At 64.0% G+C, this 17,668-nt stretch carries 14 protein-coding genes; 3 read left to right on the top strand and 11 right to left on the bottom strand.

The genetic code is table 11. The annotated features are described in order from the left end of the window. Positions 1 to 55: 55 nt before the first annotated feature. The 4 genes from QP305_RS04530 to QP305_RS04545 all read right to left on the bottom strand — a co-directional run bounded on the left by QP305_RS04530 (position 56) and on the right by QP305_RS04545 (position 4,725). The gene (locus QP305_RS04530; protein WP_284904195.1) at positions 56 to 2,494 is read right to left on the bottom strand and encodes a polyribonucleotide nucleotidyltransferase; all 2,439 of its coding nucleotides are present in this window, start codon (positions 2,492 to 2,494) and stop codon (positions 56 to 58) included. Between the two features lie 274 nt (positions 2,495 to 2,768). Next, entirely contained in the window at positions 2,769 to 3,038 is a 270-nt protein-coding gene (rpsO, locus tag QP305_RS04535; protein WP_016442511.1) for a 30S ribosomal protein S15, read from the bottom strand. Between the two features lie 265 nt (positions 3,039 to 3,303). Further along, a complete protein-coding gene (locus QP305_RS04540) occupies positions 3,304 to 3,684 on the bottom strand; it encodes a phage holin family protein (RefSeq protein WP_026428556.1) in 381 nt (126 codons plus the stop codon). A gap of 51 nt (positions 3,685 to 3,735) precedes the next feature. After that, positions 3,736 to 4,725 carry a bifunctional riboflavin kinase/FAD synthetase gene (locus QP305_RS04545; protein ID WP_284904196.1) on the bottom strand — a complete coding sequence of 330 codons (990 nt, stop codon included), beginning with the start codon at positions 4,723 to 4,725 and terminating at the stop codon, positions 3,736 to 3,738. A gap of 239 nt (positions 4,726 to 4,964) precedes the next feature. Between QP305_RS04545 and QP305_RS04550 the strand changes: the two genes are divergently transcribed. Further along, positions 4,965 to 5,918 (top strand): PfkB family carbohydrate kinase, encoded by a 954-nt coding sequence (locus tag QP305_RS04550; RefSeq protein ID WP_026428554.1) that lies wholly within the window; start codon positions 4,965 to 4,967, stop codon positions 5,916 to 5,918. A 23-nt stretch (positions 5,919 to 5,941) separates the two neighbouring features. Then, positions 5,942 to 6,841 (top strand): DUF4862 family protein, encoded by a 900-nt coding sequence (locus QP305_RS04555; protein WP_284904197.1) that lies wholly within the window; start codon positions 5,942 to 5,944, stop codon positions 6,839 to 6,841. 98 nt (positions 6,842 to 6,939) lie between these two features. Here QP305_RS04555 and truB read toward each other — a convergent pair whose 3' ends face one another. The 6 genes from truB to rimP form a co-directional block, all read right to left on the bottom strand. After that, positions 6,940 to 8,061: a tRNA pseudouridine(55) synthase TruB gene (gene truB, locus QP305_RS04560; protein ID WP_284904198.1), complete on the bottom strand. Its 1,122-nt coding sequence runs from the start codon at positions 8,059 to 8,061 to the stop codon at positions 6,940 to 6,942. Next, a complete protein-coding gene (gene rbfA / locus QP305_RS04565) occupies positions 8,039 to 8,536 on the bottom strand; it encodes a 30S ribosome-binding factor RbfA (protein WP_284904199.1) in 498 nt (165 codons plus the stop codon). Before rbfA ends, truB begins: the two co-directional genes overlap by 23 nt. Positions 8,537 to 8,625: 89 nt before the next feature. After that, entirely contained in the window at positions 8,626 to 11,703 is a 3,078-nt protein-coding gene (gene infB, locus QP305_RS04570; RefSeq protein WP_284904200.1) for a translation initiation factor IF-2, read from the bottom strand. A gap of 127 nt (positions 11,704 to 11,830) precedes the next feature. Continuing rightward, a complete protein-coding gene (locus QP305_RS08705) occupies positions 11,831 to 12,088 on the bottom strand; it encodes a YlxR family protein (RefSeq protein WP_350309595.1) in 258 nt (85 codons plus the stop codon). A 49-nt stretch (positions 12,089 to 12,137) separates the two neighbouring features. Then, complete coding sequence (nusA, locus tag QP305_RS04575) at positions 12,138 to 13,247, bottom strand: transcription termination factor NusA (protein ID WP_284904207.1); 1,110 nt, start codon at positions 13,245 to 13,247, stop codon at positions 12,138 to 12,140. Between the two features lie 14 nt (positions 13,248 to 13,261). Beyond that, positions 13,262 to 13,813 (bottom strand): ribosome maturation factor RimP, encoded by a 552-nt coding sequence (gene rimP, locus QP305_RS04580; RefSeq protein WP_087070982.1) that lies wholly within the window; start codon positions 13,811 to 13,813, stop codon positions 13,262 to 13,264. A 292-nt stretch (positions 13,814 to 14,105) separates the two neighbouring features. Here rimP and QP305_RS04585 point away from each other — a divergent pair, with 292 nt between their 5' ends. After that, on the top strand, positions 14,106 to 15,269 hold the full coding sequence (locus tag QP305_RS04585) for a hypothetical protein (RefSeq protein ID WP_284904202.1): 1,164 nt from the start codon (positions 14,106 to 14,108) through the stop codon (positions 15,267 to 15,269). A 378-nt stretch (positions 15,270 to 15,647) separates the two neighbouring features. Here the strand turns inward: QP305_RS04585 and QP305_RS04590 are convergent, their stop codons facing one another. Beyond that, positions 15,648 to 17,471, bottom strand: a complete 1,824-nt coding sequence (locus tag QP305_RS04590) for a proline--tRNA ligase (protein WP_284904209.1) — start codon at positions 17,469 to 17,471, stop codon at positions 15,648 to 15,650. Positions 17,472 to 17,668 lie beyond the last annotated feature (197 nt).

Below are 17,668 nucleotides of genomic sequence, written 5' to 3' on the forward strand. Positions count from 1 at the left end.
ACGTCCGGAAACATTCGGGGAGTTCACTATGCCTTAGCGCCCGTGGGCGCAGGTTTTAGTCTTCGTCCGTGTGGACGGTGCGACGACGCCGCCGCGAGCCGCGACTTCCACGCGAACCGCGACTCGAGCTGGAGTCAGCATCGGAGTCGTCTGCCGAGGGTGCGCTGGGCGCCGAGGACTCGCTGCGCCGGCGCGAACGGGAGCGCGCCCGATTCTGCCGCGGGGCGCTCTCCTCCGCTTCGCCGTGAGCGCCGTTATCGCCCTGATCGGAGCTTTCCGCTTCGGCGTTCTCTTCGCCTTCCGGAACGACCGCTTCCAGGGAGATCTTGCCGCGATCATCAATTTCGCCGATTTCGACCTCGACCTTGTCGCCCACATTGAGGACATCTTCCACGTTCTCCACGCGCTTGCCACCCACGAGACGGCGAATCTGGGAGATGTGAAGGAGGCCGTCGCGGCCCGGGGTGAGGGAGATGAACGCACCGAAGGTAGTGGTCTTGACCACGGTACCCACGTAGCGTTCGCCCACTTCGGGGAGCTGCGGGTTGGCGATGGAATTGACGGTGTCACGAGCGGCTTCCGCGGAGGCGCCGTCGGCAGCACCAATGAAGACGGTGCCGTCATCCTCGATGGTGATTTCCGCACCGGTATCTTCCTGGATCTGGTTGATCATCTTGCCCTTGGGGCCGATGACTTCGCCGATCTTATCCACCGGGATCTTCACGGTGAGGATACGGGGAGCGGTGGGCGCCATCTCATCGGGGCCGTCAATGGCCTGGTTCATGAGATCGAGGATGGCCAGGCGGGCGTCACGGGCCTGGGACAGCGCCGCGGAGAGGACTTCCGCGGGGATGCCGTCCAGCTTGGTGTCCAGCTGCAGCGCGGTCACGTAGTCGCGGGTGCCGGCCACCTTGAAGTCCATATCGCCCAGGGCGTCTTCCGCACCGAGAATATCGGTGAGGGTCACGTACTTAGTTTCCCCGTCGATCTGAGCGGAAATAAGGCCCATGGCGATGCCGGCAACCGGGGCCTTGAGCGGCACACCCGCGTTGAGCAGGGACATCGTGGAGGCACACACGGAGCCCATGGAGGACGAGCCGTTCGAGCCCATCGTCTCGGAGACCTGGCGGATCGCGTAGGGGAATTCCTCGCGGCTGGGCAGCTGGGATTCCAGCGCCATTTCGGCCAGGTGCCCGTGCCCGATTTCACGGCGCTTAGGGCTGCCCACGCGCCCGGTTTCGCCGGTGCAGTAGGGCGGGAAGTTGTAGTGGTGGATGTAGCGCTTGTGGGTAATCGGGGAAAGATTATCCAGCGGCTGCTCCATCTTGAGCATATTGAGGGTGGTCACCCCGAGGATCTGGGTTTCGCCACGCTGGAAGATCGCCGAGCCGTGCACGCGCGGCAGCACGCCGGCCTGCGCGGAAATCGAACGAATATCGGTGGGGCGGCGCCCGTCCATACGCACGTTTTCGGTGAGGACGTGGCGGCGCATGACTTCCTTGAAGTGATCATTGACCGCAGCGGCGAGCCCAGGGCCGTCTTCTTCCAGGTTGAACTGGGCATCGGCGGGCACCGTCAGCTCGGAAACGATCTGATCGGTGAGGTCATTGAGCGCGGTATCGCGCTCCACCTTGTCCACAATCCCGAGGATGGTGTTGAAACGATCACCGAGAACATTCCCGACGGCCTCGAACTGGGCGTCGGTGTAATTCGGGAAGAAGGGGTAGTCCGCGGTGGGCTTCCCGCATTCGTTGATGAGGCTGAGCTGCGCTTCGCAGAGGGTGCGGATAACGCCCTTGGCGGCTTCCAGGCCCTGGGTAATAACCTCTTCGGTGGGGGCAATACCACCGGCGGCCACGTTCGCTTCCGTTTGTTCGGGAGCTTGGGCCTCCACCATGGTGATGGCGACGTCGTCCCCAACAATGCGCCCGGCAATATCCATGGAGAAGGTGGCGCGCGCCATTTCCGACCAGCGCGGGAAGGCGATCCACTGCCCGTCCACGAGGGACACGCGGGTGCCGCCGACCGGCCCGGCAAAGGGCAGATCCGTCAGCGAGGTGGACAGGGATGCGGCGTTGATCGCGAGAACGTCGTAGGCATCATCCGGGTGGATGGAGAGCACGGTTTCCACGATCTGCACTTCGTTACGCATGCCCTTGGTGAAAAGCGGGCGCAGCGGGCGGTCGATGAGGCGGGCGGCCAGAATGGCGTCCGTACCGGGCCGGCCTTCGCGGCGGAAGAAGGAACCGGGAATTTTACCGGCCGCGTAGGAGCGTTCTTCCACATCCACCGTCAGCGGGAAGAAATCGAAGTGTTCCTTCGGGCTTTTCGAGGCGGTGGTGGCGGAGAAAACGGTGGTTTCCCCGTCCAGGTAGGCCAGGGCGGCGCCGTTGGCCTGCTGGGCCAGCAGCCCGGTTTCGAATCGAATGGTACGTGTTCCAAAGGAGCCGTTATCAACAACGGCTTCCACACTATGAATATTGGGACCCTCCACGGGACCTCCTTTTATTTCGGCCGCGAGGCGGCCATCAGTGGTAATTCACGAAAACGGGCCCTAGCGTTCCCGCCTTCGTCAACCATCACCGAAGACCACGTTCGCGGTACTCCACATGTTGGGGTGCGTAGGCGCACCGCACCCTGTCTATCGTAATGCCCGAGCAAGCAGCTGAGCGCCGCGCACAGTTCACTTGCGGCGATGCTGAGCCGCTTCTCACGCCTGCGGGCATACGGAAAGCGGCCCGGGATGAAACCCGAGCCGCTTTAAGTACTTATCGACGCAAGCCGAGGCGTGCGATCAGCGACCGGTACCGCTCGATATCTTCCTCAGCGAGGTAGCTGAGAAGGCGGCGGCGCTGGCCGATAAGAAGCATGAGGCCACGACGCGAATGGTGGTCGTGGATGTGCGAGCGGAAGTGCTCCGTCAGCTGCGAAATACGAGCCGAGAGCAGCGCCACCTGCACTTCGGGGGAACCGGTATCGCCCTCGTGCGTGGCGTATTCGGCAATGATCTTCTGCTTTTCTTCAGGCTTGAGGGCCATGCGATTCTCCTTAGTTTCCGTTGCACGGAGCTCCGGGGCATGTTCTCCCAGGCATGACGCTACCGTGGCCGATGTAAACGGCCTAAAAATTCTAGCACACGGCGACGACGCCCCGCACTGGCGTATCCGCCAGTGCGGGTGTGGCCTTCCCCGCTTTCCCTTTGCCGCTCGGTGGTGGTGACCGGACGGTGGGGGTGGCGGGGCTGACGGGGCGGGCCGGACGGCGGGCTGACGGGGCTGACCGGACGGTGGGGCTGACGGGGCGCTACGAGCGGTCCACGAAACCGCTGAGCACCATATTGACGAGGGAGACCACAATCCCGCCGAAGAGCGCCGCCCAGAAGCTGCCCACCACCAGGTGCACCGCCAAGCCCTGGGAGGCCCATGCGGTAAGCGAGATCATCGCCGCGTTAATCACCAGGGAGAAAAGCCCGAGCGTGAGGATATAGAGCGGGAAGGACAGGAACTTCAAGATCGGGCGGATGACCGCGTTGAGAATGGCAAGAATGAGGCCAGCCACCACGAACCATCCGATGAGACGGAGGGTATCGGGGGCCTCCCCCACCATTGCCAGACCGGGAATGAGGAGCGTGGCCACCCACAGTGCAACAGCGTTGATGGCGACGCGAAGAGCGAATGTACTCATGCACCTACCCTAGCGAATGCTGCCTGCCGTTTGCTGACGGCGCCGCCGGCGCTAGGCTTGCACGGCGCCGGGTGGCACGCGTCCGGCGGGCGGAACACCCAGGCGATCCGCCGTTTCTAAAACGTCCAGGTCGATGCGGGCCAGCAGTTCGTCCACCGATCCGAAGGTGAGCATGGGGCGGATGCGGGAGACGAAATCGATACTGATGGGCTCCCCGTAGAGGTTGAGGTCGCTACGCCCGAGCACGTGGGCTTCCACGGTGCGTTCCTGGCCATCGAATTGGGGATTGGTGCCCACGGATATGGCTGCCGGAAGGTATTCTTCAGCGCTGCCGCCCGGCACGCGGCGCACCAGCCACCCGGCGTAGACGCCGTCAGCCGGCACTTCGCCCAGGTCATCCCCGCTGAGATTGGCGGTGGGGAATCCTAATTCGCGCCCGCGGCGCGCCCCGTGTACCACGGTGCCGTGGATACGGTGCGGGCGCCCCAGGATCTGCGCGGCGTGATCAACTTTGCCGGTGGCGAGCGCGGCGCGCACCCGGGTGGAGGACCACCGTTCCCCCGCCTCATCGCACCGCTCACCTACGATTTCCACGCCGAAGCCCAGCTCCGCGCTGAGGGAGCGTAGCACCGCCTCATCCCCCGTATTCCCCGCCCCGAAGCGGGCATCATGCCCGACCACCACGAAGCCGGCCCGAAGTTGGCCCACCAGCTGGTCCCGTACAAATTCCGCGGCGGTGGCGCGGGCGTAGGCGGCGTCGTAATGCTGAAGGTAAAGCGCATCCACACCCAGCGTTTCAATGCGGTTAATACGATCTTGCAGGCTCATAACGAGGCGAATATGGGCCTCGGGGCGGTGGACGGTGGCCGGATGGGGATCAAACGTGAGAACAATAACGGGCCAGCCGAGCTCCCGGCCAATATCAACGGCGCGGGTGAGCACGGCACGGTGCCCACGGTGGACGCCATCGTATACCCCGAAGGTCACGACGCTCCGGTCAAAATCCGGCGAAATATCTGAAGGAGATGTCCAAATCTGCACGTTCTCCAGGGTAGCTTATTCGCCCCGTTATCCCACCCGCGCAAAAACCAGAATTTTTTGCGCACCCGGACTTGACATTTTTATGCCACGGGGCGGGGTCTTCCGCGCCCCGTATGCCCCAAAATCACCGCGATTTTCCAGATAAACTGGTGTGCGAAGAAAGCGTGCGCAGCGTCGGGCAGCCAGGTTACGGTGCCCCGGGCCTGCGCGCAGAACAGCTGTGGCGATGGGAGGCACCAATGGCACGATTTGTGAGCGCCGGTGAAGCGCTTGTGGACATCATTATCCGTGAGGGAGAAAGCGGACCCGGCACCGAGGTCGTGGGCGGCTCACTTCTCAATGTGGCATCCGGCGTCGCCCGGCTCGGTCAGCACGTGGAGCTCGCTACCTGGTTCGGGCGTGATGAGCGCGGGGAACGGATTGCCGCGCAGGCCGCCGCTATGGGTGTGGAGATCGTCCCCGGGTCGGACGGCGCCAGCCGCACCACTACCGCGAGCGCCTTCCTCGACGCGGAGGGCCGGGCGCGTTATGAGTTCGACGTCGAATCGGACTTCCCCGAAATCCCAGACCCGGATACGGTGGGCCACCTGCACTGCGGCTCGTACTCTGCGGTGGTGGGTGCCTCGAGCAAGAAGATTTTACGCGCCGTCAAGCGCCAGGCACTGACCGGCACGGTCTCTTACGATCCCAATGCTCGCCCGGATCTTATGGGTTCTCCCGAAAAGGTGCGGGAGAGCATTGAGGAACTGGTGGCGCTGTGCGATGTGGTCAAGGCCTCCGATGAGGACCTTGAATGGCTCTACCCGGGTGAACCGGTGGAGCGGATTATGCGCCGGTGGGTTACCTCCGGGCCGGGCATGGTGGTGGTCACCCGCGGGCCGTGGGGCGCTTATGTCAAGCTGGCCGGGGAGCGCGATATGCTCGTCGTCGATCCGCTCAATGTGGAGCTGGGAGACACGGTGGGAGCCGGTGATTCCTTCATGGCCGGGATGTTGGCCGGGCTCCTAGAAGCCGGGCTCCTCGGATCGGTGGAAGCCAAGCAGCGCCTACGCGCCGCCCACTTCTCCGACGTGCGCCCCGCCCTGCACCAGGCGGTTATTACGGCGGGGCTGACCGTCAGCCATGACGGTGCCTACTCCCCCACTCCCGCGGAGGTCGACACCGTCCGCACCGGTGATCCGGCGCTGCGATAAATATTATTTTGGAAGGAAAATAAATGACACTCCCCTTCGTTGTTGGGGCTTATGCATCGCTCCCCGAACCCGCGGTGCAATCTGACTACTATCGCCTGCTGGCGGAGCAGGAATGGATCTCCGGAATCGAAATTCCTTTCCCCGGAGTCCTCGCCGGTGACCCCAAGGCCATCGCGGACGTCATCGCCCCGCACTGGACGCTTAACACAATTACCGCGATTCCCGGCACCATGCAGAACGTCGGCAAAAACCCGGCTTTCGGACTGGCCTCCCCCGACGAGGAGGGCCGCACGGCCGCTCTCGCCTTCACGCGCGAGATCCGCGACGCCGTTGCCTCCCTCGCCCAGCTCAGTGGCCGCCCCGTCATCACGAAGGTGCAGCTCCATTCGGCCCCCACCAAGCAGGCCGACGGCGCAGCTTTCCGCGCCTCCCTTGCCGAGCTATCGGAGTGGGATTGGTCCGGGGCAGTTCCCGTGATTGAGCATTGTGACCGCTATATCGAAGGTCAAGCTCCGGAAAAGGGCTTCCTTGCTCTCGAGGAAGAAATCGCCATCTGCCAGGAGCTGGGCCTGGGTATCCACATTAACTGGGGCCGCTCCGCACTCGAGGAACGCAGCGCGGATACTGCTTTCGCGCATATCGAGGCATGTGCACAGGCGGGCGTGCTCGCCGGCCTCATGTTCTCCGGGGCGGGCCCGGCAGAAACCCAGTACGGCTACTCCTGGATTGACGGGCATCTCCCCTCGCGGGCCGATGAGCCGACGTCGATTATGACGGCGGAGGAAATCACCCGCTGCGCCACGGCCGCTCGCGAGGGCGGGGCGCAGTATCTGGGTGCCAAGATCTGCGTACCGGCCAATGCTTCGCTGCCCGAGCGAGTGGCCATGCTCGAGCATATCCACCGTGCCGCGGTAGCGAACTAACCGCACATTATCGCTACGCGTGCATCACCCCGCGCCGTCACCACAGAGGTGCCGGCGCGGGGATTTTTATGCACCTATGTGTCTACGTAGCTATGTATTTATGCGCCGGGCGGGAATACGGTGGCCGGCCGGAGGCTATCCCCGTGCCGGCGTGCCACCGCAACAAGCTCATCACCGTGCAGCAGGGCGACGGTGCCAGCTTCGCTTTCCGCACCGGGTGCTTGTCCCGATACCGTTCCCGCACCTACAGTACGCGATTGCGCCGTTCCTGCGGCGGGGGTCACCGCTCTCCCCCGTGCCTCAAGGAACTGGCCGTGGCGCACGGATTCGGCTTCGGCTGCCGCGATCTGCACCGTCGGGAGTGCGCGAGCCGCTACCTGCGCCAGTGGGATAACGGGGGGCTGCGCCCCTCCCCGCACCAATTGCGCCAGTTCCGCTACGCTCACCGCCTCGTCTTGCCGGAAGCCACCCACGCGGGTGCGCCGCAACGCGCTCATGAGGGCTGCGCTTCCCAACGCTATCCCGGTATCGCGGGCAAGGGCGCGCACGTAGGTACCCGAGGAGCAGCTCACCTCCACATCGACATCTGCAACCGGCACAGCTCCTGCTTGAGTTTCTATCGGAGCCGCACCATCTAATTGCGCCGCACTATCCGTTAGAGCCGGACCGTCCAGCGCCGCCGTACCGCTGACCGGCGCCTGGCGCCAGCAAAGCTCCCCGCTCCGTTCCAGGCGGGCAATATGGATTGGCACCGCTTCGAGCACCACCTCTTGCCCGGCCCGGGCCAGATCATAGGCACGCTGCCCGGCGATCTTCTTGGCCGAATACGCCGAGGGCACCTGCGAAATATCACCCTGGAGGGAAGCAAGGGCAGCGTCGAGCTGCGCCGTCGTACCGGAAAAACCTGGAGCGGATGTGACGGTACCGGTGCAATCCTCGGTATCAGAGCCGATGCCGAGCGTGAACGTAGCCCGGTAATCCTTATCGGCCCCGCTCAGGTAGGTGAGGAGGCGGGTACCGGCGCCGATACCCACCACGAGCACCCCGGTGGCCATCGGGTCGAGCGTACCGGCGTGCCCCACTTTGCGAGTGCCGCATAGACGGCGCAGCGCGGCAACGACGTCGTGCGAGGTCACCCCGGCTGGTTTATCAATAACCAGGACGCCGCTCGGCGCCGGATGCTGCGCGCGGGGCAGATCAGGCCAGGGATTCTGGCGCATCGGTTTCATGGAATGCCTCAGGGGCTAACGGTGCGGCGGCACCGTCGCCTTCCGTTACCTCACGGGGCTTGCGGTAAGGATCAGCCTCCCCCGCGTATTCCTTCCCCTCCGCATTGCGCGCCAGTTCGGCGTCACGGTGCAGGGCGGCAGCCAGCACGTCCTCAAAGGTGCGGGCTCCTTCGGGTAGTTCGTCGGCCACGAATTCCAGGGTCGGGGTAAGCCGCAAGCCGAGCTGGCGCCCCACTTCTGAGCGCAGCGCACCCTTGGCCGCCTCCAGCCCGCGGGCGGCGTCTTTCACCTGGTGCTCATGCCCGATGGCGGTGAAGAATACGGTCGCGTGCTGGAGGTCGCCGGTCACGCGGGTATCGGTGATGGTCACCATATTCAGCCGCGGGTCTTTCATACGGGTGTTAATGGTTTGCGCCACGATCTGCTGGATGCGTTTCGCTACCCGTTCCGCACGGGGATTAGCCATCTTCATCTCCTTTATTGCTGGTGGATATGCTGCGGCCCGCCAGCGCCAGTGGCGAGCCGGCGGGCCGCAACGTTCCTCAGGACAGTTCCCTAGCTGCGGGCCTTCTCCTGCATCTCGAAGGTTTCAATAATGTCGCCTTCGTGAATATCGCGGTAGCCGAGCGTAATGCCGCATTCGTAGCCTTCGCGCACTTCGGTAACATCGTCCTTTTCGCGGCGCAGCGAGACAATTTCGAGCTCGGGTTGCACCACGACGCCGTCGCGTACCAACCGTGCCTTCGCCCCGCGCTTGATCGCACCGGTGCGGACAATGGAGCCGGCAATGGTGCCGGCCTTGCCCGAGCGGAAGAGCTGGCGCACTTCGGCGCTGCCCAGCTGAACTTCCTCGAGAACGGGCTTGAGCATGCCCTTGAGCGCCGCTTCCACTTCCTCGATGGCCTGGTAGATGACCGAGTAGAACTTCATCTCCACGCCTTCGCGTTCGGCCATATCGGCCACGCGTTCGGCGGGGCGCACGTTGAAGCCGATAATGACAGCGTTATCAACGGTTGCGAGATTGACGTCGTTCTGGGTGATGGCGCCCACGCCACGGTGGATGATCTGCAGCGCCACTTCGTCGTCGACCTCAATATCGAGGAGCGAGGATTCCAGCGCTTCCACGGCACCGGAGGAATCGCCCTTGATAATAAGGTTGAGCGTTTCGACGCTGCCTTCCTTGAGGACATCCCCGAGGTTTTCCAGCGACACACGCTTACGACGCCGCGCCAGGGAAGCTGCCCGCTGGGCCGATTCGCGCTGTTCGGCAATCTGGCGTGCGGTGCGTTCGTCGTCCGCCACGAGGAAAGCATCCCCGGCGGAGGGCACCGCGTCCAAACCGAGCACCTGGACCGGCATGGAGGGGCCGGCTTCCTTGACCGGGTTGCCGCTGGCATCGAACATGGCGCGCACGCGCCCGTGAGCAATACCCACCACGATGGGATCGGAGATCCGCAGCGTACCGGTTTGCACCAGGGCGGTAATCACCGAGCCGCGGCCCTGATCGAGCTTCGCTTCGATGGCAACACCGCGCGCGGTGCGATCCGGATTTGCCTTGAGTTCCAGTTCGGCATCAGCCACGTAGAGGATGGCTTCGAGCAGATCGTCGATGCCGATACGCTGCTTGGCCGACACGTCGAGGAACATGGTGTCCCCGCCGTATTCTTCGGCGATGAGGCCGTATTCGGTCAGCTGGCTGCGCACCTTCTGCGGGTTGGCGCCTTCCACGTCGATCTTATTGACCGCAACGATGATCTTCACACCCGCGGATTGCGCGTGGTTGATAGCTTCCACCGTCTGGGGCATCACGCCGTCGTCCGCGGCGACCACGAGGATCGCAATGTCGGTAATATCCGCACCGCGGGCACGCATCTGGGTGAAGGCTTCGTGACCGGGGGTATCGATGAACGTGATCGCCCGGGTTTCGCCTTCGTATTCGATATCGGTCTGGAAAGCACCGATGGCCTGAGTAATACCGCCCGATTCGGTACCTTCCACCCGCGAATGGCGGAACGCATCGAGAAGCTTGGTTTTACCGTGGTCCACGTGGCCCATAACGGTAACAACCGGAGGACGCGGCTTGAGGTTCTCTTCGTCTTCCAGGAGCTCTTCTTCTTCGAGGTTAATATCGAAGCTCTCCAGGATTTCACGATCCTCATCTTCGGCGGAAAGCACTTCCACCTCGTAGCCGAGTTCGGCGCCCAGCAGCTTGAAGGTATCTTCGTCCAGCGACTGGTTCATCGTGGCCATTTCGCCCATGCGGAAGAGCACGGTAATGAGGGCCGCCGAGGACGCACCGATACGTTCGGCGAAGTCCGCCAGCGAAGCACCCTGGCGCAGGCGCACCACGGTGGAGCCATCCCCGCGGGGAACCTGGACACCGGAAAGCATCGGCGAGGACTGTGCTTCGTATTCTTCGCGCCGGGTCCGCTTGGATTTGCGGCCTCCGCCGCCTCCGCGGCGCCCGAAAGCACCGGCGGTGGAGCCGCCGCGTGAACGCCCGCCACTGCGGGTGAAGCCGCCCGTGGGCCGGCCTTGCCCGCCGCGATTCTGACCGCCGCCAGCCGGACCGCGCCCGCGGCCACCGCCGCGACCGCCCCGCCCGGAGGACGGAGCACCGGCCATCTGGTTAGGCATCATCGCCGGCGAGGGACGCGAACCGCCGTGCCCGCGCCCGCCACCGGAGCGCTGCCCGCCGCCGTGGTTGTTCTGATGCGCGCCTTGGTGCGCACCGGGGCGGGGAGTACCAGCATTCTTGCGCCCGCCACCGGGACGGGGCATACCCTGCGAAGTGGCATACGGATTATTGCCGGGCCGCGGACCGCGCCCGCCACCCGGACGGGGCATACCCTGCGAAGTGGCGTAGGGGTTATTACCGGGGCGCGGGGTGCGCTGATCAGCTTCGGCACGCGCGGCCTTGGCTGATTTCACCGCGCCGCGCGGAGTAGGAATATTGGAACGGCCGGCGTGCCCCGTTTCCTGGGGCTTAGCGCCGCCGTGCGAGGCAGCGGAGCCCTGGGCGGAAGCCGCTTCCCCGGATTTGCCGGAGGGTACGGGAGCGCCGGGCTTGGGAGCCGGTTTCGGCGTGGCTTGCTGCGAGCCGGGCTTGCCGGGCTTCGGGGCTGCCCCGCCGTGCGCACCAGCTGCGGCACCAGGTTTAGGTGCACCGGTGCCGGTAGCGGTGCCGGTGGCCGTTCCGGCAGCGGCGCCGCCACCTGCCACCGCGGCAGGGGTGGGCGCCGCGGCGCTATCCGCATGCTGCTTGGCCGGGGCCGGCTTCGGGCCGGGTTTGGGTGCACCGGCGCCAGCGGTACCGGCGGCATCGGATTTCGCGGCGGCCTTCGCCTGCGCCGTCACATCGACAATCGAGGCCGAACCGGCGGGCATATCCACCGCATCGGGGGCCACAGGATGCTTACGAACCGGCTTGCGTGGTGCCGGCTTGCCGCTCCCCTTGGATTCAACCAATTCGGGGTGCGCTTCAAAGTATTCACGTGCTTTACGCACAACAGGTGCCTCAATGGTGGACGAGGCAGATTTGACGAATTCGCCATTCTCCTTGAGTGTGGCCAGCAGCTTCTTGCTGGTCACCCCCAGTTCTTTGGCGAGTTCATGGACGCGGACTTTTGCCACAGTTCTCCTTCGTTGGGCCCGGCAAAAGTGCGCACGGACCCGTTAAATCCGGTTGTTCATCGTTGGGTACTCATCGGGTGCCCATCAGCTTCCAACCCGCTTTCTTGGTCTCGGGTTTTCGCTCCGCTCACGCGAGCGAACTGATTACTTCTGTTACGGCATGCGGAGGAAGAACGACGGCGCAGCGAAAGGCATGCGCAAGTTGTCCCGACCGCATTCCCCTGGCTAGACAGTCAGGGCGGAGATGCACCCACGCTCCCCGGCCGGGCAGTCGCCGTTCCTTATCCACAACGACTCCCGCATCGGTGAGCGCTAAGCGCACCAGTTCCTCCCGGGCGGCACGCTGACGGCAGCCCACGCACATGCGCGGATTTTTCGCCATCATCCCACCGCCTCGAAAGTCACACCCTATCTATTTTAGCGGCAAGATGCTACTAACGCACGTCATCATGCGGATGCGGCGCGTGATCTTCCCCGTGTTCAGCGGCGCTTGCTTCAACGGCGGGGATGGCGGGAGCGGCGCTGGAAGCGGCGCCATCTGCGACGTCGCCACCGGAGGCTTCTTGCACATCGGATTCTTTACGAATATCGATGGACCACCCGGTGAGCTTGGCTGCCAGGCGCACATTTTGCGCTTCTTTACCGATGGCGAGGGACGCCTGCCCATCGGGAACAATGGCGCGAGCCTGGCGCTTCTCCGCGGAGAGGATATCCACCCGGCTTACCTTCGCGGGGGACAGTGACGCGGCGATAAATACCGCCGGATCATCGTTGTAATCAACGATGTCAATTTTCTCCCCCCCCAGCTCCGTGGTGACCGCACGCACGCGCTGACCGTTATGGCCAATACATGCGCCCTTGGCATTAACCTCCGGATCTTCCGCGTACACGGCAAGCTTGGAGCGGTGCCCCGCTTCGCGCGCGAGCGCCACGAGTTCCACAGTCCCGCTGGCAATTTCAGGCACTTCCAGTTCGAAGAGACGGCGCACAAAATCCGGGTGGGTACGCGAGAGCCGAATGGAGGCACCTCGGCTGGTGACCACTACATCCAAGACCAGGGCGCGGATGCGATCCCCCCTGTTGAGATGCTCGGTGGGAACCTGTTCCTCCGCTCGCAAAATAGCTTCGTGATCCCCGACTTCCACGAGGAGATCGCGGGAGAAGCTATCGCGCCCGGCCCGGCCTTGCACAACGCCGGAAATAATGTCACCCTGCTTATTTTTGAAGGAACCGAGCACGCGATTCGCTTCGGCTTCTTTGAGGCGCTGGGCGATCACGGATTTCGCCGTCGCCGTTGCAATGCGCCCAAAATCGTGCGGCGTGTCATCGAATTCACCGACGACGTTGCCTTCTTCGTCAATTTCCGGGGCCCACACCACGATTTTGCCGGTGCGCCGATCCATATCGACCCGGGCCCCGCGAATCGCACCGGGTACCCGTGCGTATGCGTGCAGCAAGGCATCTTCAATTGCTTCGACGAGTACATCGGAGCTCAGACCAAGTTCACTTTCCAGGGCCCGCAGCTCGTTCATGTGAATTTGAATATCCACGATTTCTCCTACTCTTCCTCGCCGTCGCGATGGAATTCAATATCAACGCGGGCCCGTTCCACCCGGCCAATGGGTAAGCGCCGTTCCGCTCCCCCGTTATCTGATGCGAGAACGAGGGTATCTCCTTCAACAGCGCGCAGCCTGGTCACGATCTCATCCTCACCGGAGGGTGTCAGACGCAGCAGGCGCCCCACGGCGCGAGAAAAGTGGCGCGGCTCCACGAGCGGGCGGGTGGCACCGGGGGTGGACACTTCAAGGTTATAGGCACCCTGGACGAGGTCGACATCGTCCAAACGCGCGGAAATAAGACGCGAAACGTCGGTGAGCTGATCCGAGCCAACACCGCCGGGGCCGCTGGGAAGATCGACCGTGACCTGAACGACGGCGCGCCCGCCGGCACGGCCCACCGTCACGCCTTCCAGGTAGAGTCCGCATTGCGAGACAAGAGGTTCAATCGCGGCGATGATTTCACCGGTCCGCTGTGCCTGACTGGATTTACGGGGCCCGGTAGAGCGGCGGTCCCGCCGCGCGGGAGGACGCGAACTCTTGGAATGACTCATGGGCTAATCCTACAGTTTCCGCGCCGCGCCGTGGTACACGGGCGTGCCAGACGGTGCTCACGGTGCAGGGATGACCGCGCTCGCCGACGGTGCAGCTATCACCCGCCGTCTCCCACGGTGCAAGTAGCGCTGCCGGTGCCGATGGTGGCACGGTGGCACGGTGCGCCACGCGCCGTTATCCGCGCGCACCGTTATCAGCACGCGCACCGTTATCAGCGCGCGCACCGTCTCCCAGACCGATGGAGGTGGCACAATATAAGCGGTTTTATTCTCGTCAAGAAAGCGGAGAAGCATGGCAGCTGCACCCCGGAGCGGAGCGCCCGTTCATCGGCGCACCTCTCAGCCGGTTCGAACCACGGTGCAGCTGGTGGGCACCGCCGTGCTTACGATCCTCATCATTGGCGCCATTCTTATTGCGATGGGAGCGCGGTGGGAACATGGCGATCCCTCCCCCGCACCCATGACGACGACGCAAGAACTGCGCCAAAGCCTCGCCGTGGCATCCCAACGGTGCTCCGCGGCCGCCACCGACCTGGCCGCTGAGACGGGCGGCTACGCCGCGCAGGTATATCAGGATGTTGCCGAACACGCGAGCGCATGGGAAAACCAATTGGGCGGGGTGTGGCAGGCGTGGCCGAGCGGCGCCCCGGCCGGGCACACAAATTCTCCCGAGCCTTCTCCTCTTGCTCCGGATGCCACTGAGTTACTCGCGGAATTATCCAAAATCCGCACCGTGGCGGTCACTGCGGCTGATGCGCTACTGCCCGCAGCGGAAACACCGGTGAAAAACGGGGCGGATAGTGCGGCAGGCGACGCAATGAAAGACGCCGCCGCTCGCGCGGAGATATCCGAGGAAGTAGCCGGGGAGCGCGCACTTTATTTTGCTATGGCGCTGCGGGCAACGTGGGATGCTCAGGCCGTGGCTGAGGCTGCCGGGTTGCCTGCCCCGGAGCCCTTCGGTGCCGCGGTTGCGGGTGGCCCCAGGTACGACGTCGACCTCCTGGTGCCGGCGGGCGGCGACGAGAAGCTTCTCGCGGCCGCGAATACGGCCCGCCAGTGGTATGAAGTTGATGCGGCACGCCGCGGCATGGACGGGCATGTCGAGCGTATGGAACGCATCGCGCGCATTGCTGATCTGGAGGAAGCTCTACTTCGGGCCGGCACCCCGGATACCCGAGCCACCAGCGTTCCGCTCCCGGCTGTTGCAGACGATGAACTCGCATCCGCCGCTTACGCTACGTTGATCGGGGCGCTGTGGCATAGCCCGGTTCCGGCCACGGAAGCTCTCAATTTTGTGCTTGCCTTGGATGGTGCTGGCGGTGGGCCCAATGGGGGCAGTGGCACCGGTGCAGGCGGGGCTCACGGTGCGAACGGAGCTAACGGGGCCACTGGTGATGCCAGCCAGAGCCTTGGCATCGCAGCACTCCCCGGACTTTCGCCACACACGGCAGGCTAATTGCGTTATCCCTGCGATAATCAATAACTAATGAGGCACTCGCCTACCAGTGGCCGCGGTTGCTGGGCGCCTGCGCTGTCTTCACGATTTTATTCGTCATCGTCAAGAAATATCGCAAGCCCGGCAGTAAACCGCCCCGTTTCGGGTTCAATCTTGAGACCGTCGCGGATATGGGGACTCTCCTGGCTTTCTGCTTCGCAGTGGGAGTCATAGGTGCCTTTTAGCCGAACGCCAGCCGGCTATCGGTCGGATCCGGCCTGCACTCCCCCAGGGCACACAAAATGCGCTTCCAGAGCATACATATTTATGTAGCTGGAAGCGCATTTTGTGGTTATCAGTTATCAGAGTCGAGCACACTGTCACCCAGCGTGGGAATGTTTACTCGCTAGCCTGGGCAGCAGCCAGGATCTCCTGTACCCGTGCGGCGGCATCCGCCACCGCCACGTCTTCGGATTCCCCAGTGGCGCGGGTGCGTACTTCCACAGTCCCGTTGGCCAGGCCCCGCCCAACCACCACCGCGTAGGGCATACCGAGGAGCTCGTAATCAGCGAATTTCACCCCGGCGCTCACCTTACGGCGGTCATCGAAGAGGACTTCGATACCCGCGGCAGTCAGTTGCGTAGCTAAGTCCTCCGCGGCGGAGAAGACGGCGTCGTCCTTACCGGTGGCAAGGATATGTACCTGCGCGGGCGCGACGCCCACCGGCCAGACCAGGCCCTTCTCATCGTGGTATTGCTCGGCGATAGCGGCGAGGACGCGGGAAACACCCACACCGTAGGAACCCATGGTGACCACGCGGATTTTACCGTTTTCGTCGAGCACCGTCAGGCCGAGAGCTTCGGCGTATTTGCGCCCCAGCTGGAAAATATGGCCAATTTCGATACCGCGTGCGATATCGAGCGGGCCCGAGCCGTCCGGGGCTTCGTCGCCGGCGCGTACTTCCGCGGCTTCGATGGTGCCATCGGCCTCGAAATCACGCCCGTACACCAGGTTGAATACGTGCTTATCCACCGCGTTGCCACCCGCGATCCAGCGCGAACCACGGGCTACGTGGGGGTCAAGGAGAAGGCGCGCCACCGGCACCGTTGCGCCGTCGCCGGTTGCTGCACCGTCATCGGCACCGTCGGCAACGGCGCCACCACGCGCTTGCGGGCCAACCGCACCGGGGCCGGTATAGCCCGGCACGATTCCCGGGTACTTCTCCATATCCTCAGGAGAAGCAAGCTCCACTTCGGCCGGCGCCAAGCTGGCTTCCACGCGCTTCATATCGACTTCGCGATCCCCGGGAAGGGCGATGACCACCACTTCTTTCTCCCCGTCGGGATGGGTGAGGGTCACGATAACCGACTTGAGGGTATCGGCCGCATTCCAGGGGCGATCCAAGCGGGGATGTACCTGGTTCGCCATCTCAACCAGGTCAGCGATGGTTTTCGCCCCGGGGGTGTCCACCAGTTCGGGTGCCGGAACGTCGGAGAAGTCCTGCTCGGGGAGCGGCGGCGTCGTAACAGCTTCGGTATTCGCGGCGTAACCGCCCGCGGACCGGACAAAAGTATCCTCACCAATAGCGGTGGGGAACAGGAACTCTTCCGAACGCGAGCCACCCATCGCACCGGACATGGCGGAGACAATCGCGTAAGGCAGGCCCAGGCGCTCAAAAATACGCTGGTAGGCCGCGCGCATCGTATTGTAGGAAGCGTCCAGCCCCGCCTCGTCCATATCGAAGGAATAAGCATCCTTCATGACGAATTCGCGCCCGCGAATCACGCCGGCGCGCGGACGGGCCTCATCGCGGTACTTCGTTTGGATCTGGTAAAGCGTGAGGGGCAGATCCTTGTAGGAAGAATAAAGATCCTTGACGAGGAGCGTGAACATTTCCTCGTGCGTGGGGGCGAGCAACATGTCGTTGCCTTTGCGGTCCGCCAGCTTGAAAAGAGTGGGGCCGTATTCGCTCCAGCGGTTTGTGGCCTCGTAGGGTTCGCGCGGGAGCAGCGCCGGGAAAAGTACTTCCTGAGCCCCGGATGCATCCATTTCTTCGCGGACAACCTGCTCCACTTTCCGCAGTACCCGCAGGCCCAGCGGCAGCCAGGTGTAAATACCGGGAGCCACGCGGCGCACGTACCCGCCGCGGACTAGGAGCTTATGACTGGCGACCTCGGCGTCGGCCGGGTCTTCGCGCAAGGTGCGCACAAAAAGACTAGACATTCTCAGCACGCCCGCCATTCTACCCGCTTGCCGGGAACGGCGCGGCACCGGTGGAGGACGGGGCAACGGCGCGGCACCGGTGGTGGACGGGGCGGCACCGGTGGTGGACGGGGCGACGGCGCGGCACGGCGCATACGGGGCGCTGCACGGCGCATACGGCGCAGCACGGTGCCTGGAGCGAATACGGTGCCCCCCCC

Origin of the sequence: Actinotignum timonense (assembly GCF_030216305.1) — a bacterium.
GTDB lineage: Bacteria > Actinomycetota > Actinomycetes > Actinomycetales > Actinomycetaceae > Actinotignum > Actinotignum timonense_A.